Annotated in this window: 17 protein-coding genes; 10 read left to right on the top strand and 7 right to left on the bottom strand. The window is 43.1% G+C overall.

Features of this window, described 5'->3' with window-relative positions:
• Positions 1–120: 120 nt before the first annotated feature.
• Complete coding sequence (locus J5I83_RS01420) at positions 121–717, bottom strand: Maf family nucleotide pyrophosphatase (RefSeq protein ID WP_304052699.1); 597 nt, start codon at positions 715–717, stop codon at positions 121–123.
• 63 nt (positions 718–780) lie between these two features.
• Between J5I83_RS01420 and J5I83_RS01425 the strand changes: the two genes are divergently transcribed.
• The 10 genes from J5I83_RS01425 (at position 781) to J5I83_RS01470 (ending at position 10,701) form a co-directional block, all read left to right on the top strand.
• Complete coding sequence (locus tag J5I83_RS01425; RefSeq protein ID WP_304052701.1) at positions 781–1,290, top strand: DUF177 domain-containing protein; 510 nt, start codon at positions 781–783, stop codon at positions 1,288–1,290.
• Positions 1,291–1,323: 33 nt separating this feature from the next.
• Positions 1,324–1,506, top strand: a complete 183-nt coding sequence (gene rpmF, locus J5I83_RS01430; protein WP_090542364.1) for a 50S ribosomal protein L32 — start codon at positions 1,324–1,326, stop codon at positions 1,504–1,506.
• A gap of 81 nt (positions 1,507–1,587) precedes the next feature.
• Positions 1,588–2,634 (top strand): phosphate acyltransferase PlsX, encoded by a 1,047-nt coding sequence (plsX, locus tag J5I83_RS01435; RefSeq protein ID WP_304052704.1) that lies wholly within the window; start codon positions 1,588–1,590, stop codon positions 2,632–2,634.
• Between the two features lie 3 nt (positions 2,635–2,637).
• Positions 2,638–3,594: a beta-ketoacyl-ACP synthase III gene (locus tag J5I83_RS01440; protein WP_304052705.1), complete on the top strand. Its 957-nt coding sequence runs from the start codon at positions 2,638–2,640 to the stop codon at positions 3,592–3,594.
• Between the two features lie 3 nt (positions 3,595–3,597).
• Positions 3,598–4,536 carry an ACP S-malonyltransferase gene (gene fabD, locus J5I83_RS01445; protein WP_304052707.1) on the top strand — a complete coding sequence of 313 codons (939 nt, stop codon included), beginning with the start codon at positions 3,598–3,600 and terminating at the stop codon, positions 4,534–4,536.
• Between the two features lie 33 nt (positions 4,537–4,569).
• Entirely contained in the window at positions 4,570–5,310 is a 741-nt protein-coding gene (gene fabG, locus J5I83_RS01450) for a 3-oxoacyl-ACP reductase FabG (protein ID WP_304052708.1), read from the top strand.
• Positions 5,311–5,497: 187 nt separating this feature from the next.
• Entirely contained in the window at positions 5,498–5,743 is a 246-nt protein-coding gene (acpP, locus tag J5I83_RS01455; protein WP_046849580.1) for an acyl carrier protein, read from the top strand.
• Positions 5,744–5,767: 24 nt separating this feature from the next.
• Positions 5,768–7,009 (top strand): beta-ketoacyl-ACP synthase II, encoded by a 1,242-nt coding sequence (fabF, locus tag J5I83_RS01460; RefSeq protein ID WP_304052712.1) that lies wholly within the window; start codon positions 5,768–5,770, stop codon positions 7,007–7,009.
• Between the two features lie 15 nt (positions 7,010–7,024).
• Entirely contained in the window at positions 7,025–8,035 is a 1,011-nt protein-coding gene (gene mltG, locus J5I83_RS01465; protein ID WP_304052714.1) for an endolytic transglycosylase MltG, read from the top strand.
• A gap of 50 nt (positions 8,036–8,085) precedes the next feature.
• Positions 8,086–10,701 (top strand): glycosyltransferase family 39 protein, encoded by a 2,616-nt coding sequence (locus J5I83_RS01470; protein ID WP_304052716.1) that lies wholly within the window; start codon positions 8,086–8,088, stop codon positions 10,699–10,701.
• A gap of 56 nt (positions 10,702–10,757) precedes the next feature.
• Here J5I83_RS01470 and J5I83_RS01475 read toward each other — a convergent pair whose 3' ends face one another.
• The 6 genes from J5I83_RS01475 to J5I83_RS01500 all read right to left on the bottom strand — a co-directional run bounded on the left by J5I83_RS01475 (position 10,758) and on the right by J5I83_RS01500 (position 16,804).
• The gene (locus J5I83_RS01475) at positions 10,758–11,552 is read right to left on the bottom strand and encodes a ZIP family metal transporter (protein WP_304052717.1); all 795 of its coding nucleotides are present in this window, start codon (positions 11,550–11,552) and stop codon (positions 10,758–10,760) included.
• 242 nt (positions 11,553–11,794) lie between these two features.
• Positions 11,795–12,541 (bottom strand): peptidoglycan editing factor PgeF, encoded by a 747-nt coding sequence (pgeF, locus tag J5I83_RS01480; protein WP_304052718.1) that lies wholly within the window; start codon positions 12,539–12,541, stop codon positions 11,795–11,797.
• An 85-nt stretch (positions 12,542–12,626) separates the two neighbouring features.
• Entirely contained in the window at positions 12,627–13,814 is a 1,188-nt protein-coding gene (locus J5I83_RS01485; protein WP_304052720.1) for an aminotransferase class I/II-fold pyridoxal phosphate-dependent enzyme, read from the bottom strand.
• Positions 13,811–14,068, bottom strand: a complete 258-nt coding sequence (locus tag J5I83_RS01490; protein WP_304052721.1) for an acyl carrier protein — start codon at positions 14,066–14,068, stop codon at positions 13,811–13,813. The genes J5I83_RS01485 and J5I83_RS01490 overlap by 4 nt, the downstream gene beginning before the upstream one ends.
• 15 nt (positions 14,069–14,083) lie before the next feature.
• A complete protein-coding gene (locus J5I83_RS01495) occupies positions 14,084–15,004 on the bottom strand; it encodes an NAD(P)-dependent oxidoreductase (RefSeq protein ID WP_304052722.1) in 921 nt (306 codons plus the stop codon).
• A gap of 6 nt (positions 15,005–15,010) precedes the next feature.
• Positions 15,011–16,804: a fatty acyl-AMP ligase gene (locus J5I83_RS01500; protein WP_304052724.1), complete on the bottom strand. Its 1,794-nt coding sequence runs from the start codon at positions 16,802–16,804 to the stop codon at positions 15,011–15,013.
• Between the last annotated feature and the right edge of the window lie 495 nt (positions 16,805–17,299).

Genomic DNA, 17,299 nt, shown 5'->3' on the forward strand with positions numbered 1-17,299 from the left:
AGAATGACAGAATTCGTAACTAATTGCTTATGCATACTTGCATTCCATCGCTGCTCATGACTTTTATTTGAGGTATAAATGATTAGGCTAATCGGTCTTCTGCTGACTGTAAAGAAAAAATTAAATAACTTCTACTCCTTCTGCCAGCAACATATCCACTAATGCGATAAGCGGCAATCCAATCAGAGCATTTGGATCATCACCCTTCATCTGTTCGATCAATGCAATTCCGAGTCCTTCAGATTTGGCACTTCCCGCACAATGATAAGGCTGCTCTTTGGACAAATAACGCTCGATTTGCTGATCGCTTATCTCGCGAAATTTAACAAAATAGGGAACAACACATTTTTGTAGCCGATGATTACGGCTATTTAATAAACATAGCGCTGTATGAAAAATAACCTCTTTACCTCGCATTAAACGTAATTGCTTGACTGCATTAGCATAATTCAGCGGTTTACCCAATTGAACACCTTCCAGCACAGCGACCTGATCTGCCGCGATGATGAGCGCATCGTTATAAATTGCGGCAATAGCACGTGCTTTTTCTTCCGCTAATCTAAGTGCGGTGGCTTCAGGTATTTCATCTTGCAAAGGCGCCTCATTAATAGCCGGATTTGCCGATTCAAAAGGAAGTTTTAGCCGCTGGAGAAGTTCGTGACGATATAACGAACTGGATCCCAAAATAAGTCTTGGGTGAACATACTGTGTTTTCAAAATGTTATAATGCTTATAATAGATTTTGACACTTAATTATAAAAAATATAGCATGTATCGGTTATGCGTAAACGTTTTATCATAAATTCTCTCAATTTTGTCCGCAATACCGGAGTACATCATGGTAAAATTCTGCCCGCTGAATTGGAACGTTTACGCGAATACTTGTCAGATCATGCTGGAGAGATCGCTTACTCGATAAGTGGTATTCTTGACGAAAAAGGTAGACCGGTACTTAAAATAATAATTACAGGAATGATCACGCTTTGCTGTCAACGTTGCCTTAGTAAGCTAGAACATACATTGGATGTGAAAACTCATTTGCTGATAGCAAGAACTCAAGACGAGTACTCATCTTATGATGAAGATAATTCAGTTGATGCCATTCTAGCATCTCCTGATATGGATGCACTAACACTTATTGAAGATGAGATCATTCTGAGCTTACCCATTTCTCCTCGTCATCTGGAAAATGAGTGCTCAATAAATAACATTACTATCAACACTTCAGAAGCAACAAAAGCAGTCGTTAAGAAACACCCCTTTGCTTCACTGAAGTCGTTGAAAAAATAAACATACTAAAGTTTAATTTGGAGTCAACATATTATGGCTGTTCAGCAAAATAAAAAATCCCCTTCCAAGCGTGGCATGCATCGTTCTCACGATTTTCTGACTAACCCACCTTTAGCCATAGAACCTACTACTGGAGAAGTACACTTACGTCACCATATTAGTCCGAATGGATACTATCGCGGCAAGAAAGTTATTAAAACTAAAAACGACGAATAGATTCTGTAGACATTTCTGATCTTGATTTTATCAAACACCACCCCCACAACTGTCATAGCGTCTTATTAAGAGTAATCCAAAGTGAACATCACTGTGGCGATTGATTGTATGGGCGGTGATCATGGCCCGCATGTTACAGTCCATTCAGCAGTGGAGTACTTGCTCCACGATCCGGAGGTAGACATTATTCTGGTTGGCATTCCTGATGCGATCGAGGCTGAGTTACGTGCCATTAACATGCCTCTTGGTCCACGAATAAGGCTATATGCTGCAAGTGAAGTCGTAGGTATGGATGAACCCCCGGCGCTAGCTTTGCGAAACAAAAAAGACTCATCCATGCGTGTCGCAATTAACCTGGTTAAAAGTGGTGAAGCGCAGGCGTGTATTAGCGCTGGCAATACAGGTGCATTATTAGCGACATCCCGATTTGTTCTAAAAACCATTCAGGGTATCGATAGACCAGCGCTTGCAGTTGTTTTGCCCACCATTACAGGACATACCTATATATTGGATTTAGGTGCAAACGTTAATTGTACTGCCGAACACTTGTTACAATTTGGTATGATGGGCGCCACGCTGGTTTCTTCTATTGAAAACAAGAAAGCTCCTAGCATTGGTTTACTAAATATAGGCGAAGAAGACATCAAAGGTAATGAAGTGGTCAAGCAAGCAGCAGAATTACTGCGAGACAGCGGGTTAAATTTCTACGGTAACATCGAAGGCGATGATATCTATAAAGGAACAACAGATGTCGTAGTTTGCGATGGCTTTGTTGGCAACGTTGCCTTAAAAACATCAGAAGGCGTGGCGCAAATGCTCGCTACTTTTTTACGCCAAGAATTTAAGCGCAATATATTTACAAGAGCCGCAGGGTTTGTAGCACTGCCTGTGATCAACGCTTTCAAACAGCGAGTTGATCATCGTCAGTATAATGGCGCCAGCCTGCTAGGGTTACGCGGCATTGTTATAAAAAGTCATGGATCTGCTGATAAGCATGCATTCTGCGCGGCCATCAAACGAGCTACTGAAGAGGTGCGTGGAGGGATGTTACGCCATATCAGTGAGCACATAGCAGAATTACAGCACAATATCAGAAAAAACAAATTAAATTCAGTCACTGCGGAATAAATAATGTATTCAAAAATCATTGGAACAGGCAGTTACTTGCCTGAGAAAATTCTGACTAATCATGATCTCGAGCGCATGGTGGATACCAGTGATGAATGGATACGTGCTCGTACTGGCATTATTCAACGTCATATTGCAGCTGAAGGGCAAATGGCTAGCGATCTCGCACTGGAAGCAAGCCGCAAGGCCATAGATGCAGCGGGTATTCAAGCGCAAGAAATTGATTTGATCGTTCTGGCTACGACAACGCCAGATATGATATTTCCGAGCACAGCTTGTATCTTGCAACATAAACTTGGCATCAGTGGTGGGCCGGCATTTGATGTACAAGCAGTATGCAGCGGCTTTATTTACGCCCTGGCTACGGCTGATATGTTTGTTAGTTCCGGCAAGTGCCGGAATGCGCTGGTTGTAGGAACCGAAGTATATTCACGCATCCTTGACTGGACCGACCGTAGCACCTGTGTTTTATTTGGTGACGGTGCTGGCGCAGTAGTGTTAACGCAAAGCAATCAGCCCGGAATACTCTCAAGTCATCTGCATGCCAATGGAAGTTATAACAATGTACTAGCAGCACCTGGCAATATCTGTGGTGGTAAGATACAAGGCTCACCCTTTATTACCATGGAAGGAAACACTGTATTCAAATTTGCAGTTAAAGTCTTAGAAGAAGCGGTATTCGAGGCTATCACAGCCAATCATTTACAAGCATCCGATATTGACTGGCTGATTCCTCATCAAGCTAACATCCGTATCATAAAATCTACCGCCAATAAAGTTGGCATTCCAATGGAAAAAGTGGTTGCGACTGTTGATCAGCATGGTAATACTTCTGCCGCCTCTGTGCCGTTAGCTTTGGACATCGCTGCACGCGATGGTCGGATTAAAACTGACCATTATGTTTTACTGGAAGGCGTAGGCGGTGGTTTTACTTGGGGGTCAGTGCTTCTGCGCTGGTGACATATGAAAACTGCATTTGTTTTTCCTGGACAGGGCTCACAATCCATCGGCATGATGAAGGGCTACGCAGATCTCCCATTGATGCGTGAAACATTTTCTGAAGCGGCTGATATCCTTAAACAAGATTTATGGACATTGGTCAATGAAGGTCCAGCAGAAGCTCTTAACTCAACCATCAATACGCAACCAATTATGTTGACAGCCGGGATTGCAGTTTACCGCGCATGGGAAAGTCTAGGAGGAAAAAAACCAGATTACTTGGCAGGCCACAGTCTAGGAGAATATACCGCGCTCGTGGCATCAGGAGCTTTAACTTTTTCGGATGCACTAAGGCTGGTGAGTTATCGCGCAAAAATCATGCAAGAGTGTGTTCCGGAAGGTGTGGGCGGTATGGCAGCGATTGTAGGATTAGATGATGATGAGATACGAGTAGTTTGCGCTGAGACCATGCGCAACTGTGAAGGAATGCTATTAGAGCCTGCCAATTTCAACTCACCCGGACAGGTAGTGATCGCCGGTCATAAAAATGCAATACAACAAGCAATGGAACTATCCAAAGCAAAAGGTGCGAAGTTAACAATATTGCTGCCAATGAGCATTCCGTCACATTGCTCGCTCATGAAGCCCGCAGCGGAGCAAATGCGTCAATTGCTTGAGAAAATATCATTTGCATCACCCACCATCCCCGTCTTGCATAATGTGGATGTTCAACAGCATCATGATGCTGCATCTCTTAGAGAAATATTGGCAAAGCAGCTATATAGCCCTGTACGATGGACTGAAACCGTTCGTACTTTTGCATCAACGGGAGTAGATCATGTCATCGAATGCGGACCTGGCAAAGTATTAGTCGGTTTGACAAAGCGTATCGATGGGAAATTAAAAAGTTTATCGCTAACAGACAGCAATGTTCTCAAACAGACAATCGATCTATTGAAATAAATTGCACCCAATATATTATCAAATGGAGAAATCATGTTAGGCACTCAAGTTGCTTTAGTTACAGGCGCCAGTCGAGGAATTGGACAAGCTATAGCCTCTGAACTGGGCAAACATGGCGCTATTGTAATTGGTACGTCAACAACGCTGAATGGCGCAGAAACTATCAATCAATACCTAAAAGAAGCCCAAATAAAAGGAATGGGCTTGGTAATGGATGTAAATAGCATAGAGCAGATTAATAACGCCATTGAAACTATCCGCAAAACATTTGGTGAAATTAGCATATTGGTCAATAATGCTGGAATCACGCGCGATAATCTATTGGCCAGGATGAAAGATGAAGAATGGGATGAAATCATCGACACTAACCTCAAATCGGTATTCTGGCTAAGTCGCGCAGTGCTGCGATCCATGATGAAAGCTCGTTCAGGACGCATTGTCAATATTTCGTCTGTTGTCGGGGTAACTGGTAATCCCGGACAAACAAATTATGCTGCAGCCAAAGCTGGTATGATCGGTTTCAGTAAATCATTAGCGCGTGAAGTAGGGAGTCGAAATATCACCATTAATTGCATTGCTCCTGGATTTATCGATACAGATATGACGCGATCTCTGACTGCTGAGCAGCAGCAAAATCTAATTCAGCATATTCCATTGGGAAGATTGGGGCGCCCGGCAGACATAGCGTCAGCGGTAGTCTTTCTGGCTTCTCCTGCAGCGAGTTATATTACAGGCACGACTTTGCACGTGAATGGTGGAATGTATATGGATTAATCGAATTTAATCATTTTTTGGAAAAAAAATTTCCAAAAAATGGTATTAATTCTTATGTCAAATGATTTTATTAATAAATGAGTTTTGTTAAAAATGACCTGAATGCAGTAAAGGTGTTAGTTTTGTTAGTTTAGGAAATTTGTTAAAATTGACTAGTTTTTCTCACGTAGAAAGGAAGGATGCATAGATGGAAAATACAGATATAGAGCAACGCATCAAAAAAATTGTAGCTGAACAATTAGGTGTAAATGAAGCAGATGTCAAAAATGAATCTTCTTTTGTTAATGATTTAGGTGCTGATTCGCTTGATACCGTAGAACTTGTCATGGCGCTGGAAGAGGAATTTGAATGCGAAATTCCTGACGAACAGGCCGAAAAAATTAATACTGTACAAGAAGCGATTGACTACGTTAATCAGCATACTTCTCACTAATTTCTTTATCTACTGGAGTTTTTTTTGTCCAAACGCAGGGTAGCTGTTACAGGGCTGGGCATAGTTTCACCTGTTGGAAACAATGTTTCTGATGCCTGGCAGAATATTGTTGCGGGGAAATCCGGCATTACTAAAATTACTCGCTTTGATGCTTCGCTTTTCTCTTCACAAATTGCAGGCGAAGTTAGAGACTTCGAAATAACGCAGTACATATCAGCCAAGGATGCACGACGAATGGATATTTTTATTCATTATGGTATGGCAGCGGGAATCCAAGCAATAAAAGATGCCGGAATTGAAGATCTAGCAGGGCTTGATCCAGAACGAATAGGCGTTAATATTGGTTCTGGTATCGGTGGCTTGCCCATGATTGAAGATACTGACACAGCTTATCATGCTGGCGGTCCGCGTAAAATCTCTCCGTTTTTTATACCCAGCACCATCATCAACATGATATCCGGTAATCTATCTATCATGTTCGGGTATAAAGGTCCTAATTTAGCGATTGTTACTGCATGCACCACTTCCACTCATACTATTGGCAGCTCTGCGCGCATGATCGAATATGGTGATGCAGATATTATGGTGTGCGGTGGTGCTGAATCATGCGTAACGCCGCTTGCAATTGGAGGGTTTTCTTCAGCTCGCGCCCTGTCAGTCAGGAATGATGATCCAGCTTCAGCCAGTCGCCCTTGGGATAAAGGGAGAGATGGATTTGTTTTAAGTGAAGGTGCGGGCATTCTAGTTTTAGAAGAAATGGAGCACGCCAAGCGACGTGGCGCAAAAATATATACGGAACTTGCCGGGTTCGGTATGAGCGCAGATGCCTATCACATGACTGCTCCGTGTGAAGATGGCGAAGGAGCTGCCCGCTGTATGTCAAATGCTCTTAAGGTTGCAAATGTCAACACTGATGAAGTCGACTATATCAATGCTCATGGTACATCAACTCCCTTAGGTGATATAGCGGAAACAATTGCAGTCAAACGATGCTTTGGTGATCATGCAAAAAAACTTGTTATCAATTCTACCAAATCAATGACAGGACATTTATTGGGTGCTGCTGGTGGAGTAGAAGCAATATTTTCAGTATTGTCTCTCTATCATCAAGTTGTACCACCTACTATCAATCTTTTCGAATCTGATCCAGAATGTGATTTGGATTATGTTCCTAATACCGCCAGGGATATGAAAATAAATTTAGCAATATCAAATTCCTTTGGATTTGGGGGAACAAACGGTACGTTGGTATTCCGTAAGATTTAGCGATATATTTGGCGTATGTGGGTACTAAAGTGCCTATCCCAGAAACTGAAGTTACTTTTTGCACTCACTTTCATAGGAATCGCTTTATTTCTTGGCTGGTTTTATTATCTTGTTAATACTGCAACCAAGTTACCATTTATCCCGCATGAATTTTCGATTGAATCCGGGAGCAACTTAAAGAATATTTCTAATCAATTAACTACTGATCATTTGCTCCCCAATGCATGGTCTTTCATCTTGCTAGCAAAAGTGCTTAATTATGAATCATCGATAAAAGCGGGTGAATATGTGCTGGTTGAGGATACTTCCCCATTACAATTACTGGAATATCTGGTTAAGGGTGACGCAAAACAAAATGAAATCCAGTTCATTGAAGGATGGACATTTTCTCAGCTCAGAAAGGCGTTAGATGAACACCCTGCAATTCGGCACGATACACTTAATCTTAGTGAGCAAGAGATCCTGCAACTAATCGGCGCCAGTGAATCAAAAGCAGAAGGTTTATTTTTTCCGGATACTTATTTTTTTGTAAAAAATAACAGCGATGTCAGCATACTAAAGCGTGCTTATCGCGCAATGCAACAACATCTAAAAGCAGCTTGGTCTTGTCGCAAAGAATCGCTTCCATTGAAATCAGAATATGAAGGTTTGATTCTAGCTTCGATCATTGAAAAAGAAACTGGTAATGAAAGTGACCGCGCTATTATTGCGGGTGTATTAATTAATCGGCTACGTTTGGATATGAAACTACAAGTTGATCCAACTGTTATCTATGGAATCGGTGACAAATTTGATGGAAATTTACGCAAACAAGATTTGCTTACTGACCAGGAATACAATACTTATACACGCCCAGGTCTTCCTCCCTCCCCTATTGCCATGCCAGGACTAGCTTCAATTCAGGCAGCTTTTAATCCTGCAGAAACTGATGCACTTTATTTTGTTGCAAAAGGTAATGGCGAATCGCATTTTTCAGTCGATCTGAAAGAGCACAACCGTGCCGTGCATCAATACCAGAAACGGTAGCAATTACTATGCCTGACATATTTGAAACTCATGCTCTTTTACAAAGTTAAATGATGCAGTTTTCCGTCGTTGTCCCCACTCTTAACGAATCAGAAAATGTGGATTTGCTGTTAACGCGCTTGCTTGCGCTTGATTTGTTACCAGGAAGTTTCGAAGTTATTTTTGTTGATGATGGCTCAAAGGATGGCACGCCAGAAAAAATACGTAGATGGGAAGCAAAGCATAAAAACATTCATCTTGTCGAGCGGCAGGAAAAGCCTGATCTGACGGCATCAATTCTAGCAGGCGCCTCTATCGCCAAGAGCGACATTATCGTTGTAATGGATGCAGATCTAAGTCATTTGCCTGAGCAGTTACCTGCTGTCGTTGCACCAGTACTCAATGGTAATTATGATGTTGCTGTAGGTAGTCGTTACATCTCAGGAGGAAGCACAAAAGGGTGGCCTCTGCATCGACAGTGGCTGTCGCGTATGGGCGGCCTGCTTGCACGCCCTATTTGTGATGTGAATGATGCTACTTCAGGTTTTTTTGCATTTCGTCGGGAGCTTATCAGCAATATCCCTGAAAAAGCCCGCGGATACAAAATTCTGCTTGAGTTGCTAATGTCAGGTCAAGAGAAGCTTAGAGTCATAGAAGTACCCATTTCCTTTCACGACCGAACATATGGCACCTCGAAATTATCTCTTTCCCATCACTTGATTTATCTGCAACGACTGATCACTCTGGCTGGCGGCACAGTATCTATCGGCACAGCCAGTCGTTTTGCTCTTGTCGGTTTTGCAGGTATTTTTGTCGATGCCTTGGTATTCCAATGGATGCTAAGCTGGAGCTCTGGGCTCGCATTAGCTCATATTACGAGTTTTTTAGCAGCCGTTATTGTAAATTATACCCTTAACTCTAAATGGTCATTCCGACCATACAGTGGAGGCAATCTAACTTGGCAACAGTTTAGCCGGTTTCTGATAGTTGGATTATTTGCGTTGCTTCTGCGCGGCGGCGTACTGGCGTTACTTGTCTATACTTGGCACTTACCGGCTGAACTGGCAATATTTCCCGCAATTGCTGCAACAGCAGTAGTTAATTATCTAGGCTCGGCATTTTATGTATTCCCGGAAAATAAAAACCGCCCATCGCTGGAAATACGCTGGCGAATAGCTGCACTTGGAGTTGTTCTTTTTATCATCTTGCTGCGCCTCGTTTATCTTGGTCTGGCCCAACTCATTCCTGACGAGGCCTATTATTGGCAATACACTCAACACATGGATTTGAGTTTCTTCGATCATCCCCCAATGGTAGCTTGGCTAATCTGGCTAGGTACCACAATTGCAGGTCAAAATGAATTTGGTGTCAGAATCGGCGCCTTTATCTGCGGTTTGATAACAATGAGCTACCTCTACGCATTTGCACGCAATCTACATGATAAATCAACAGGTATGCGCGCAATCATGCTGCTATCTGTGCTGCCTTTTGGCTTTGCTTCTGGATTAATCATGACTCCTGATGCACCATTGATTGCTTGCTGGGCTGCTACTTTATACTATATGGAACGTGCGCTTGTGGTTGGACGAAGCATAGCGTGGCTTGGTATGGGGATTGCTTTTGGTCTAGGCTTATTATCAAAATATACACTTGGCTTATTGGGCATTGCGGCTTTAGTCTTTGTTATCCTGGATCCAACTGCACGCCGCTGGTTGCGTCGGCCTCACCCCTATTTTTCAGCGCTTCTGGCCCTCTTACTGTTCTCACCCGTGATCATCTGGAATTCTGAGAATAACTGGGTTTCTTTCTTATTTCAAACTGAAAGACTGGGAGGAGGCGGGCATGTATTCTCCGTTCATTATCTGATCCTTTATATGGCTATCATTCTGACACCGGTAGGTTTATACGCCGCCATGCAGGCGTTAAGACATGTTTGCACTAAGGGTAATCATTATGATGAATGCGAGTGTAGGCGCCGCTTGTTTGTATGTATATTTACCGGTGTTCCATTAATAATTTTTATGGGTATCAGTACCTTTGATACACCACGATTTCACTGGACCAGCCCTCTCTGGCTAGCAATTCTGCCAACTATCGCCTGGATGATGGGACAAAGCGGTACCTTACATGCTATCTCCAGCCGCCTGCGAGCAATATGGCAACCAACCATTATTATTTCGTTACTTGCGTATGCCTTCCTACTCCATTATGTGGTACTGGGTATCCCTGGAATACCATATCAGTTTCTCACTGAACATTATTTCTGGAAAGAGGCAACCAGTGAGGTTGAAAAAATAGCCGAAGAACTCGGATCTCAGACAGGACAAGCACCCATTGTAGTAGGAATGAGTAAGTGGTCAATTGCAAGCGCATTATCTTTTTACAATAAGGGCAGCAACAAAATAGATATCCGCTCGCGAAACATGTTTGGCGACAATAGTGCTATGTACGATTTCTGGTATCCATCGCACCCACCTACTGACCGCCCGATTATTTTAGTGGGAATGAAACGTCATATGCTTGAACGTAATCGGACTGGAAGCGAAATTGATCACATGCTTGACCAGCCAGGCACCGTGCAGTTCAAAACAATAACACGAAACGGTACGCCTTTGCGTCGTTTATACTACCGGACTGCACAAGGATACCATGGCAACGCGATCTCAAATCTCACCAGAATCCAATAAGATACAGCCAGCACAACAAACACTCCTCCTACACTACTTGTGTCCAGCCACCTTTTCTAGTGGCTATGCTTGAGCATAGTCTCAACCAGCCAAATAGAGCCAATTCCGGAGCTAATTAACACTACTTGTTGCACTGTGGCAGCAATCTCAGGTCGCTTATGCAAACCTGGAATCAAATCTGCCATTGCGACATATATCATGCACGCTGTTGCAATGGCAAGCATTGGCAAAACGAGATGATTAAGTTGATGCAGCATAAAGTAAGCAAGTATCCCCCCCACTAAAGTTGCAGCACTCGATAGTAAATTAAGTAGCAGCGCATGCGCGCGGCTATAGCCTGAATTGAGCAGAATGATAAAATCACCAGCTTCCTGGGGAATTTCATGGGCAATAATTGCGATAGCGGTCACAATGCCAAGCTGAATATCAACCATAAAGGCTGCTGCAATCAGGACACCATCTACAAAATTATGAAATGTATCGCCTAACGTGATCATCATACCGCTACGACCATAATCGCCTGGAACCTGGCAAATCGAATGACCATGCTCGGGATCGTGCGCCTCACACTCATCCATATGGCAATGTCGCCACAATACCAGTTTCTCCAGGATAAAGAAAACGAGTATACCTAGCAGCACTATGATCGTTATTTGTTTGGGATCCTCAGAAAGTTCAAGAGCCTCGGGGAGAGTATTTAAGAATGCTGCCCCTAGCAGCGCCCCGATCGCGTATGAAACCAACATAGATACCCATGAGCTACGGGTGTTCAAAGTCAATATAGCTGCAAACAGTATACTCAGCAAACCACCAAATAGGCCTGCCAGAATGATCCAGGTGAGGGTCGACATAAAATTTATTTTTGCAGGAAACTATGAAAAAACTGGTAGCACTATACTATAGTGCTACCAGCTCAAATGATTAAACAGCCCTTCTTTCTTAAAAATAAGTAGTTAATATAGTTTATTATTTGATTGTCACGGCACCCAATCACAACCTCTTCACTTACATGATAGATTCAGTTAGGCACTACCCAATATATTCACGTAACTAACTCGCCTTGCTCTTGTGCATCTACATGACTTTGCTTTATTCAGATCGTATCCGTTAACCAAATCAGTGCTGCCATTCTTCCTGTTTTTCCATCCCGACGGTAAGAATAGAATCTTAATGGGTTGCTAAAAGTACATTCATTACCACCGTAAACTTTGGTGACCCCAGCTTCTGCCAATCGCAGCCGCGCCAAGGTAAATAAATCAGCAAACCATTTGTTACCATCATGACTGAGAGTAAAGGCAGAACTGGATTTGCTATCTTGTTTCAGGAACACTTCTCGCACTTCTTCACCTACCTCAAAATGCTTGGGGCCAATTGCCGGTCCAAGCCAGGCAATAATTTCGTCTCCCTTACTAGACATTTCTGCAATAGAATTCTCGATGACTCCAGCAGCCAATCCTCGCCAGCCAGCATGAACAACGCCGACAACACTACCTGCAGTATCACATAGAAATACCGGTAAACAGTCTGCCATCAATATCGCACACACTTTTTCACTGCAGCAGCTCAACGCTGCGTCACCTTGCGGTGTTACTTCATTCTTGTCCACCCAGATGGGTTTTGCTCCATGAACCTGTTTCAACCAGTAGGGATCATTCGGTAAATATTTGCGCAGCAATGCACGATTCTGTTGCACCAATAATAAATCATCACCTACATGATCACCTAAATTCAGTTCTGCGTACGCACCGTTTTGGTTTCTACTCACACCACCCTTCCGAGTAGTGAGGATTGCTTTAACACTTGGTGGCGCTGGCCAGTCCGGAATAATCCAATCGTGCATAAAGAGAGAATGATTCAATTTATAGCTAATCGGAAAATAGCATAATGTATATTGTCAGTATTCTAATGCGCTCTAGAAAAATTTTTCACCGAGCAAGTGACGAATGCAACATGGTAAAAGTTCTACAAACGTGTTCGATTTGCTCAAAAGTGTGCGCTGCATTTACGCTGCAGCGCACCAATGATTTACCCTCAGGTGCAGCAGGAGGAAGAATCAAATTAACGTATATGCCATTCTCAAGCAAGCCATTCCATAAAGCCAATGCCTGCTGGGGATTATCTAATATAACTGCTACGACAGGCCCAGGCTCTGGACCAACCTGATATCCGAGCATCTTAAGATGCGAATAGAGCTGTCGTGCATTTCTCCAAAGCTGCTCACGTAATTTACTACCGTTTCGTAACAACCTCAAAGCCGCACGTGTTGCTGCAATGGTGGCCGGCGAAGGCGAAGCGGTAAAAATATAAGGATGACTAACATAACGCAACTGATCAAGCTGCGGATGATTACTGACACAATAGCCACCTACCCCACATAAACTTTTACTAAAGGTACCCGTAATAAAATCAACTTCATTGATGAGCCCAGTTTTTTCAACGAGGCCTTGTCCGGTTTCACCCAGAACACCGAGCGAATGAGCTTCATCCAGCAGTAACGTGCTGTTATAAGCATTTTTCAGGTTCACAATTTCCGCCAAAGACGCTTGATCACCCAACATACTATAAATACCTTCAACGATAATGAGCGTATTTCTGCTACGATCACCTAGTCGACGAAGACGTTTTTCTAAATCCACCATATCATTGTGCCGAAAGCGAATGATATCTGCTCCGCTTAGAATACATCCATCATAAATACTTGCATGGGAATCGCCATCAATAAGCGCTACGTCACCCGCACCTATTAGGCCTGAGATCGTGCCAAGATTAGCTTGATAACCTGTGGTAAAAACGATACAGGAGCGGCATTGGTAAAAATCGGCAAACTCTATCTCTAATGCGCGATGCCCTGAATAATTTCCATTTGCCATTCGAGAGCCTGTGGTACCCGTTCCTTCCTTATCGATTGCTTCATGCGCCGCTTCCCGACATTCCGGTGCAAAACTAAGTCCCAAGTAATTATTAGTACCAAGAAGCAAAATATGACGATCACCAATCCTTGCTTCTGTTGGAGAATAGATTTCTTCTATGGGTATTCCAAAAGCACTTAACCCAGTTGGCAATTGCGCCTTCCTGGCGGCAGCGGCTGCATCAAGCTTCTCTAGTAAATTCATTTTGGAACCGCCTTGATTCTGTAAATCAAATTAGCAAGATCACGAACAGTAAGTACATCTGCAAGTGCGTTTAATGGTATAGAAATATCAAAGTTGTCCTCTAGCTCCATGATAAGATTCAATAATTTTATGGAATCAATCGCTAGTTGAGTAATGAGATTTGTTTCTGGTGTAATTTCAAGCTCTGCATTCGCAAAACTCGCCAGACGTTCACATAATAAATGCAGAATATCTTCTTGCTTAATTTCTACCATTCGTTAATTAAAAAATCAGAGTTTTATCAATTGTGGCAATGTATCACAGAGGCGAAAATTAGGATACCAGCATACTAGATCTCGCCTCAAAGGCGTAATATCGCACACCCAGTCAGGGTATTGTAATTCGCGTACTTTTCCTGGAGTTAACATTGGTGAATAGTTTAATAATCGAGATGCCCACAAATTAATACTGGCAATTAATTGAAGCATGAATGCGGGCACTCTAATACATCTAACCGGCTTGCCTAAAATATCTTGTGCAATAGCTGCCACTAATTGATAGGTATAACCACCCGCTCTACCATCATCAAGTTCGAAGGTCCCTATAATGGGTTTATCAATTTGCAACCAGCAATGAATTGCTGCTACCAAATCATTAACGTGCAGCAATCCAAAACGATTAGTCAAACGACCTACTGATGGTAGTACACCATAACAAGTTGCCTTAAAAAGTGGCTGCAGCTCTTTATCACCTGGGCCATACACAGCCGCTGGACGGAAAATAGTGCATGACATCTTGTGCGAGCAATCATTAATCAGTTGCTCAGCTTTGAATTTACTCGTTGCATACCATGAAAGTTCAGGGTTTCTTGCAGCGAGCGAAGATATAAAAAGGAAACGTGGTTTAGAGTTCTGTTCAAAGGCTGCCTGCAGCAGATTACCTGTACCTGTTACGTTATTATGCAAAAAACTTCCCAGAGAGCTACCTCTTACCGCACCCGCACAGTGTATAACTGCGTATACTCCCCCAACAAGCTTTTGTAGCGCTGCATGATTATCTAAATCCCCATATATCCACTCTAGGTTTTCTCGCTTCGCAGTCGAGAACTGCCGAGTTAATGCGCGTACTTTCCAGCCATTTTCCAGCAGCGCATCAAGCAATGCTCGACCGATAAACCCAGTGGCGCCTGTTATTGCCACCACTCGTGACATTTAAGATTATCTGTCTCCAGACTGAACTGCAGATATCTGATCAGTTATGTTTGCACGTTGAAGAAACCCTTGGCGTGCGGCAAAGCGCGACAGCTTACCCGATGATGTTCTCGGCAACGTATGAGGCGGCACCAGCTCAACCAGACAATTAACACCAAAAGCCATATAAACCATCTGCTGCAGCCGACTCATCAGAGACTGTCTCTCCTCCACAGAAGCTAAACGGCACTCAACAACCAATACGACAATAGTCGTATCATCAGATCCATTAATCCCAAAAGCCGATGCTTCACGCGATCTGACTTCCGGCTGTTGCTCTGCAAGCTCTTCTATATCTTGAGCGCGAATATTTCGACCATTAACAATAATCACATCAGTACGGCGCCCTGTAATATACAAATCGCCACCGAGAATAAACCCAATATCGCCTGTATCAAGCCACCCTCCCGGCTTTAATGCTTTATTAGTTTCTTCCTGATTATTAAAGTATCCGGTCATAATACTCTTTCCTTGGACCAGAACACTACCAATCATCATCTGAGGCAACTCCTCTCCATTATCATCAACAATCTTAACTGTATGATCAGGAAGTGGGCGGCCGCAATTGACAAACTCATTAAATTTCCTACCTGCTGCTTGTACCCGTACCGCCATTTTCTTTTCAACCAGCGTTTTAGTATCAACTTGCAAACTCGTTGCACCCTGGTTAATTTTCGAAAAAGAAACTGCAAGCGTAGATTCTGCTAAACCATAGCATGGTAAAAAAGCACGTTCATCAAAGCCTGCTGCAGAAAATTTATCTGCAAAATTTCTTAAAATATCTGGCCGGATCATTTCGGCTCCAATTCCCGCTGCACGCCAACAGCTCAGATCAAGCTCCTTCAGATCTGACTCACGTACTCTTAATGCGCAAAGCTTAAGTCCAAACGGTTGACTAAAAGCAACGGTACAACGGTTGCGGCTAATTAATCTTAGCCACTGCAGAGGTCTAATAGCAAAATCTCGGGTTGCCAAATAATCCACTGAGAGCTGGGCAGCCATTGGCGACAGTACAAGACCTACCAAACCCATATCATGATAAAACGGAAGCCAAGAAGCGCAACGATCGTTAGCGTGCACTTCTAATCCATTGCGCACTATCCCCTGAAGATTACACATCAAAGCTCGTTCTGTTATAACGACACCGCGGGGCATTCGTGTACTACCTGAAGTAAATTGTAAATAGGCGGTCTCTTCCGGAGAATTGGGCTGTAAAGCCACCTCAGCTTCTGGAAGCATATCAAGCTGACTTGGTGTACCCACCCATTGTAAGCAATTGGTGCTTAAACCTTCTACTGCTTCTTCAAGAAATCCAACAAAATCGAGATTAGCTATTGCAATACTTGCCTGACTACTTTCAAGCATACCTCGCAGCTGCCGAACATATATTGCGTGACTGCCAAGATTAACGGGTATTGGCATTGCAAAAGGTACTAGTCCTGCATAGCGACATGCAAAAAATAACACAATAAACTCAGGTGTTGTATCAGCAATTAACGCCACCCGATCGCCGCGCACGAGCCCCAAGCTAGATAAACGGCGAGCAATCACACGCGCATTCTGCTTAAGTAAATTATAGGAAAGTACCGATCGCAACTCTCCCTTTGCATCGTAAAAATTATATCCTGTCGCCCCGTCTGCCGCATACTCCAGTGCGTCAGTCAGCGTATCAAAATCTGCTAACCGCTGAGTTAGCGTATTAGCAGTAGGTGTCGCTGCCATTGACAATTTGCTTGAAGGCTGAGTATCAGATTCTTGCATTAGCGGATCCCCCAGCGTAATTATTGTCGAACTCAAGATCTTCCCCTCGAAGTAATGGTGCTGGTCATCTTATTCTAAAACCATTTTAACGCAATAATCCCCAAAGACACTTTTTATCAATGCGTTAGATAATCATCCATACGCTTCTATTTTTCGTTGCTTATTAAACACAACTGTCTCATATTCGTTGACGAAGGAGCTTATAGTAAGGGTGATTTCTCTGTCAAGGTTATATTGATCATCTGTTGTTTTATAACAACAGTCATGTTATTGATTCGATCACACCAACCTTGCTTGAAACCATATTGCTCCTAATGGCAACCAGATAAAACACATTTATCTCAACTGACCACCCAGTAGCGCTATCAGCAAAGCGGCTCTAGTACCCCAGAAATCTCTAAAGTTAAAACTCTCTCACCAATTCTTTGATCCCCTTCTCAGAAGAAATAATGCCTTGCCCCGACAGGAGTCAACTCAACAATTCTTCACATAGCT

The sequence above is a fragment of the Nitrosomonas communis genome (assembly GCF_024102715.1).
GTDB lineage: Bacteria > Pseudomonadota > Gammaproteobacteria > Burkholderiales > Nitrosomonadaceae > Nitrosomonas > Nitrosomonas communis_B.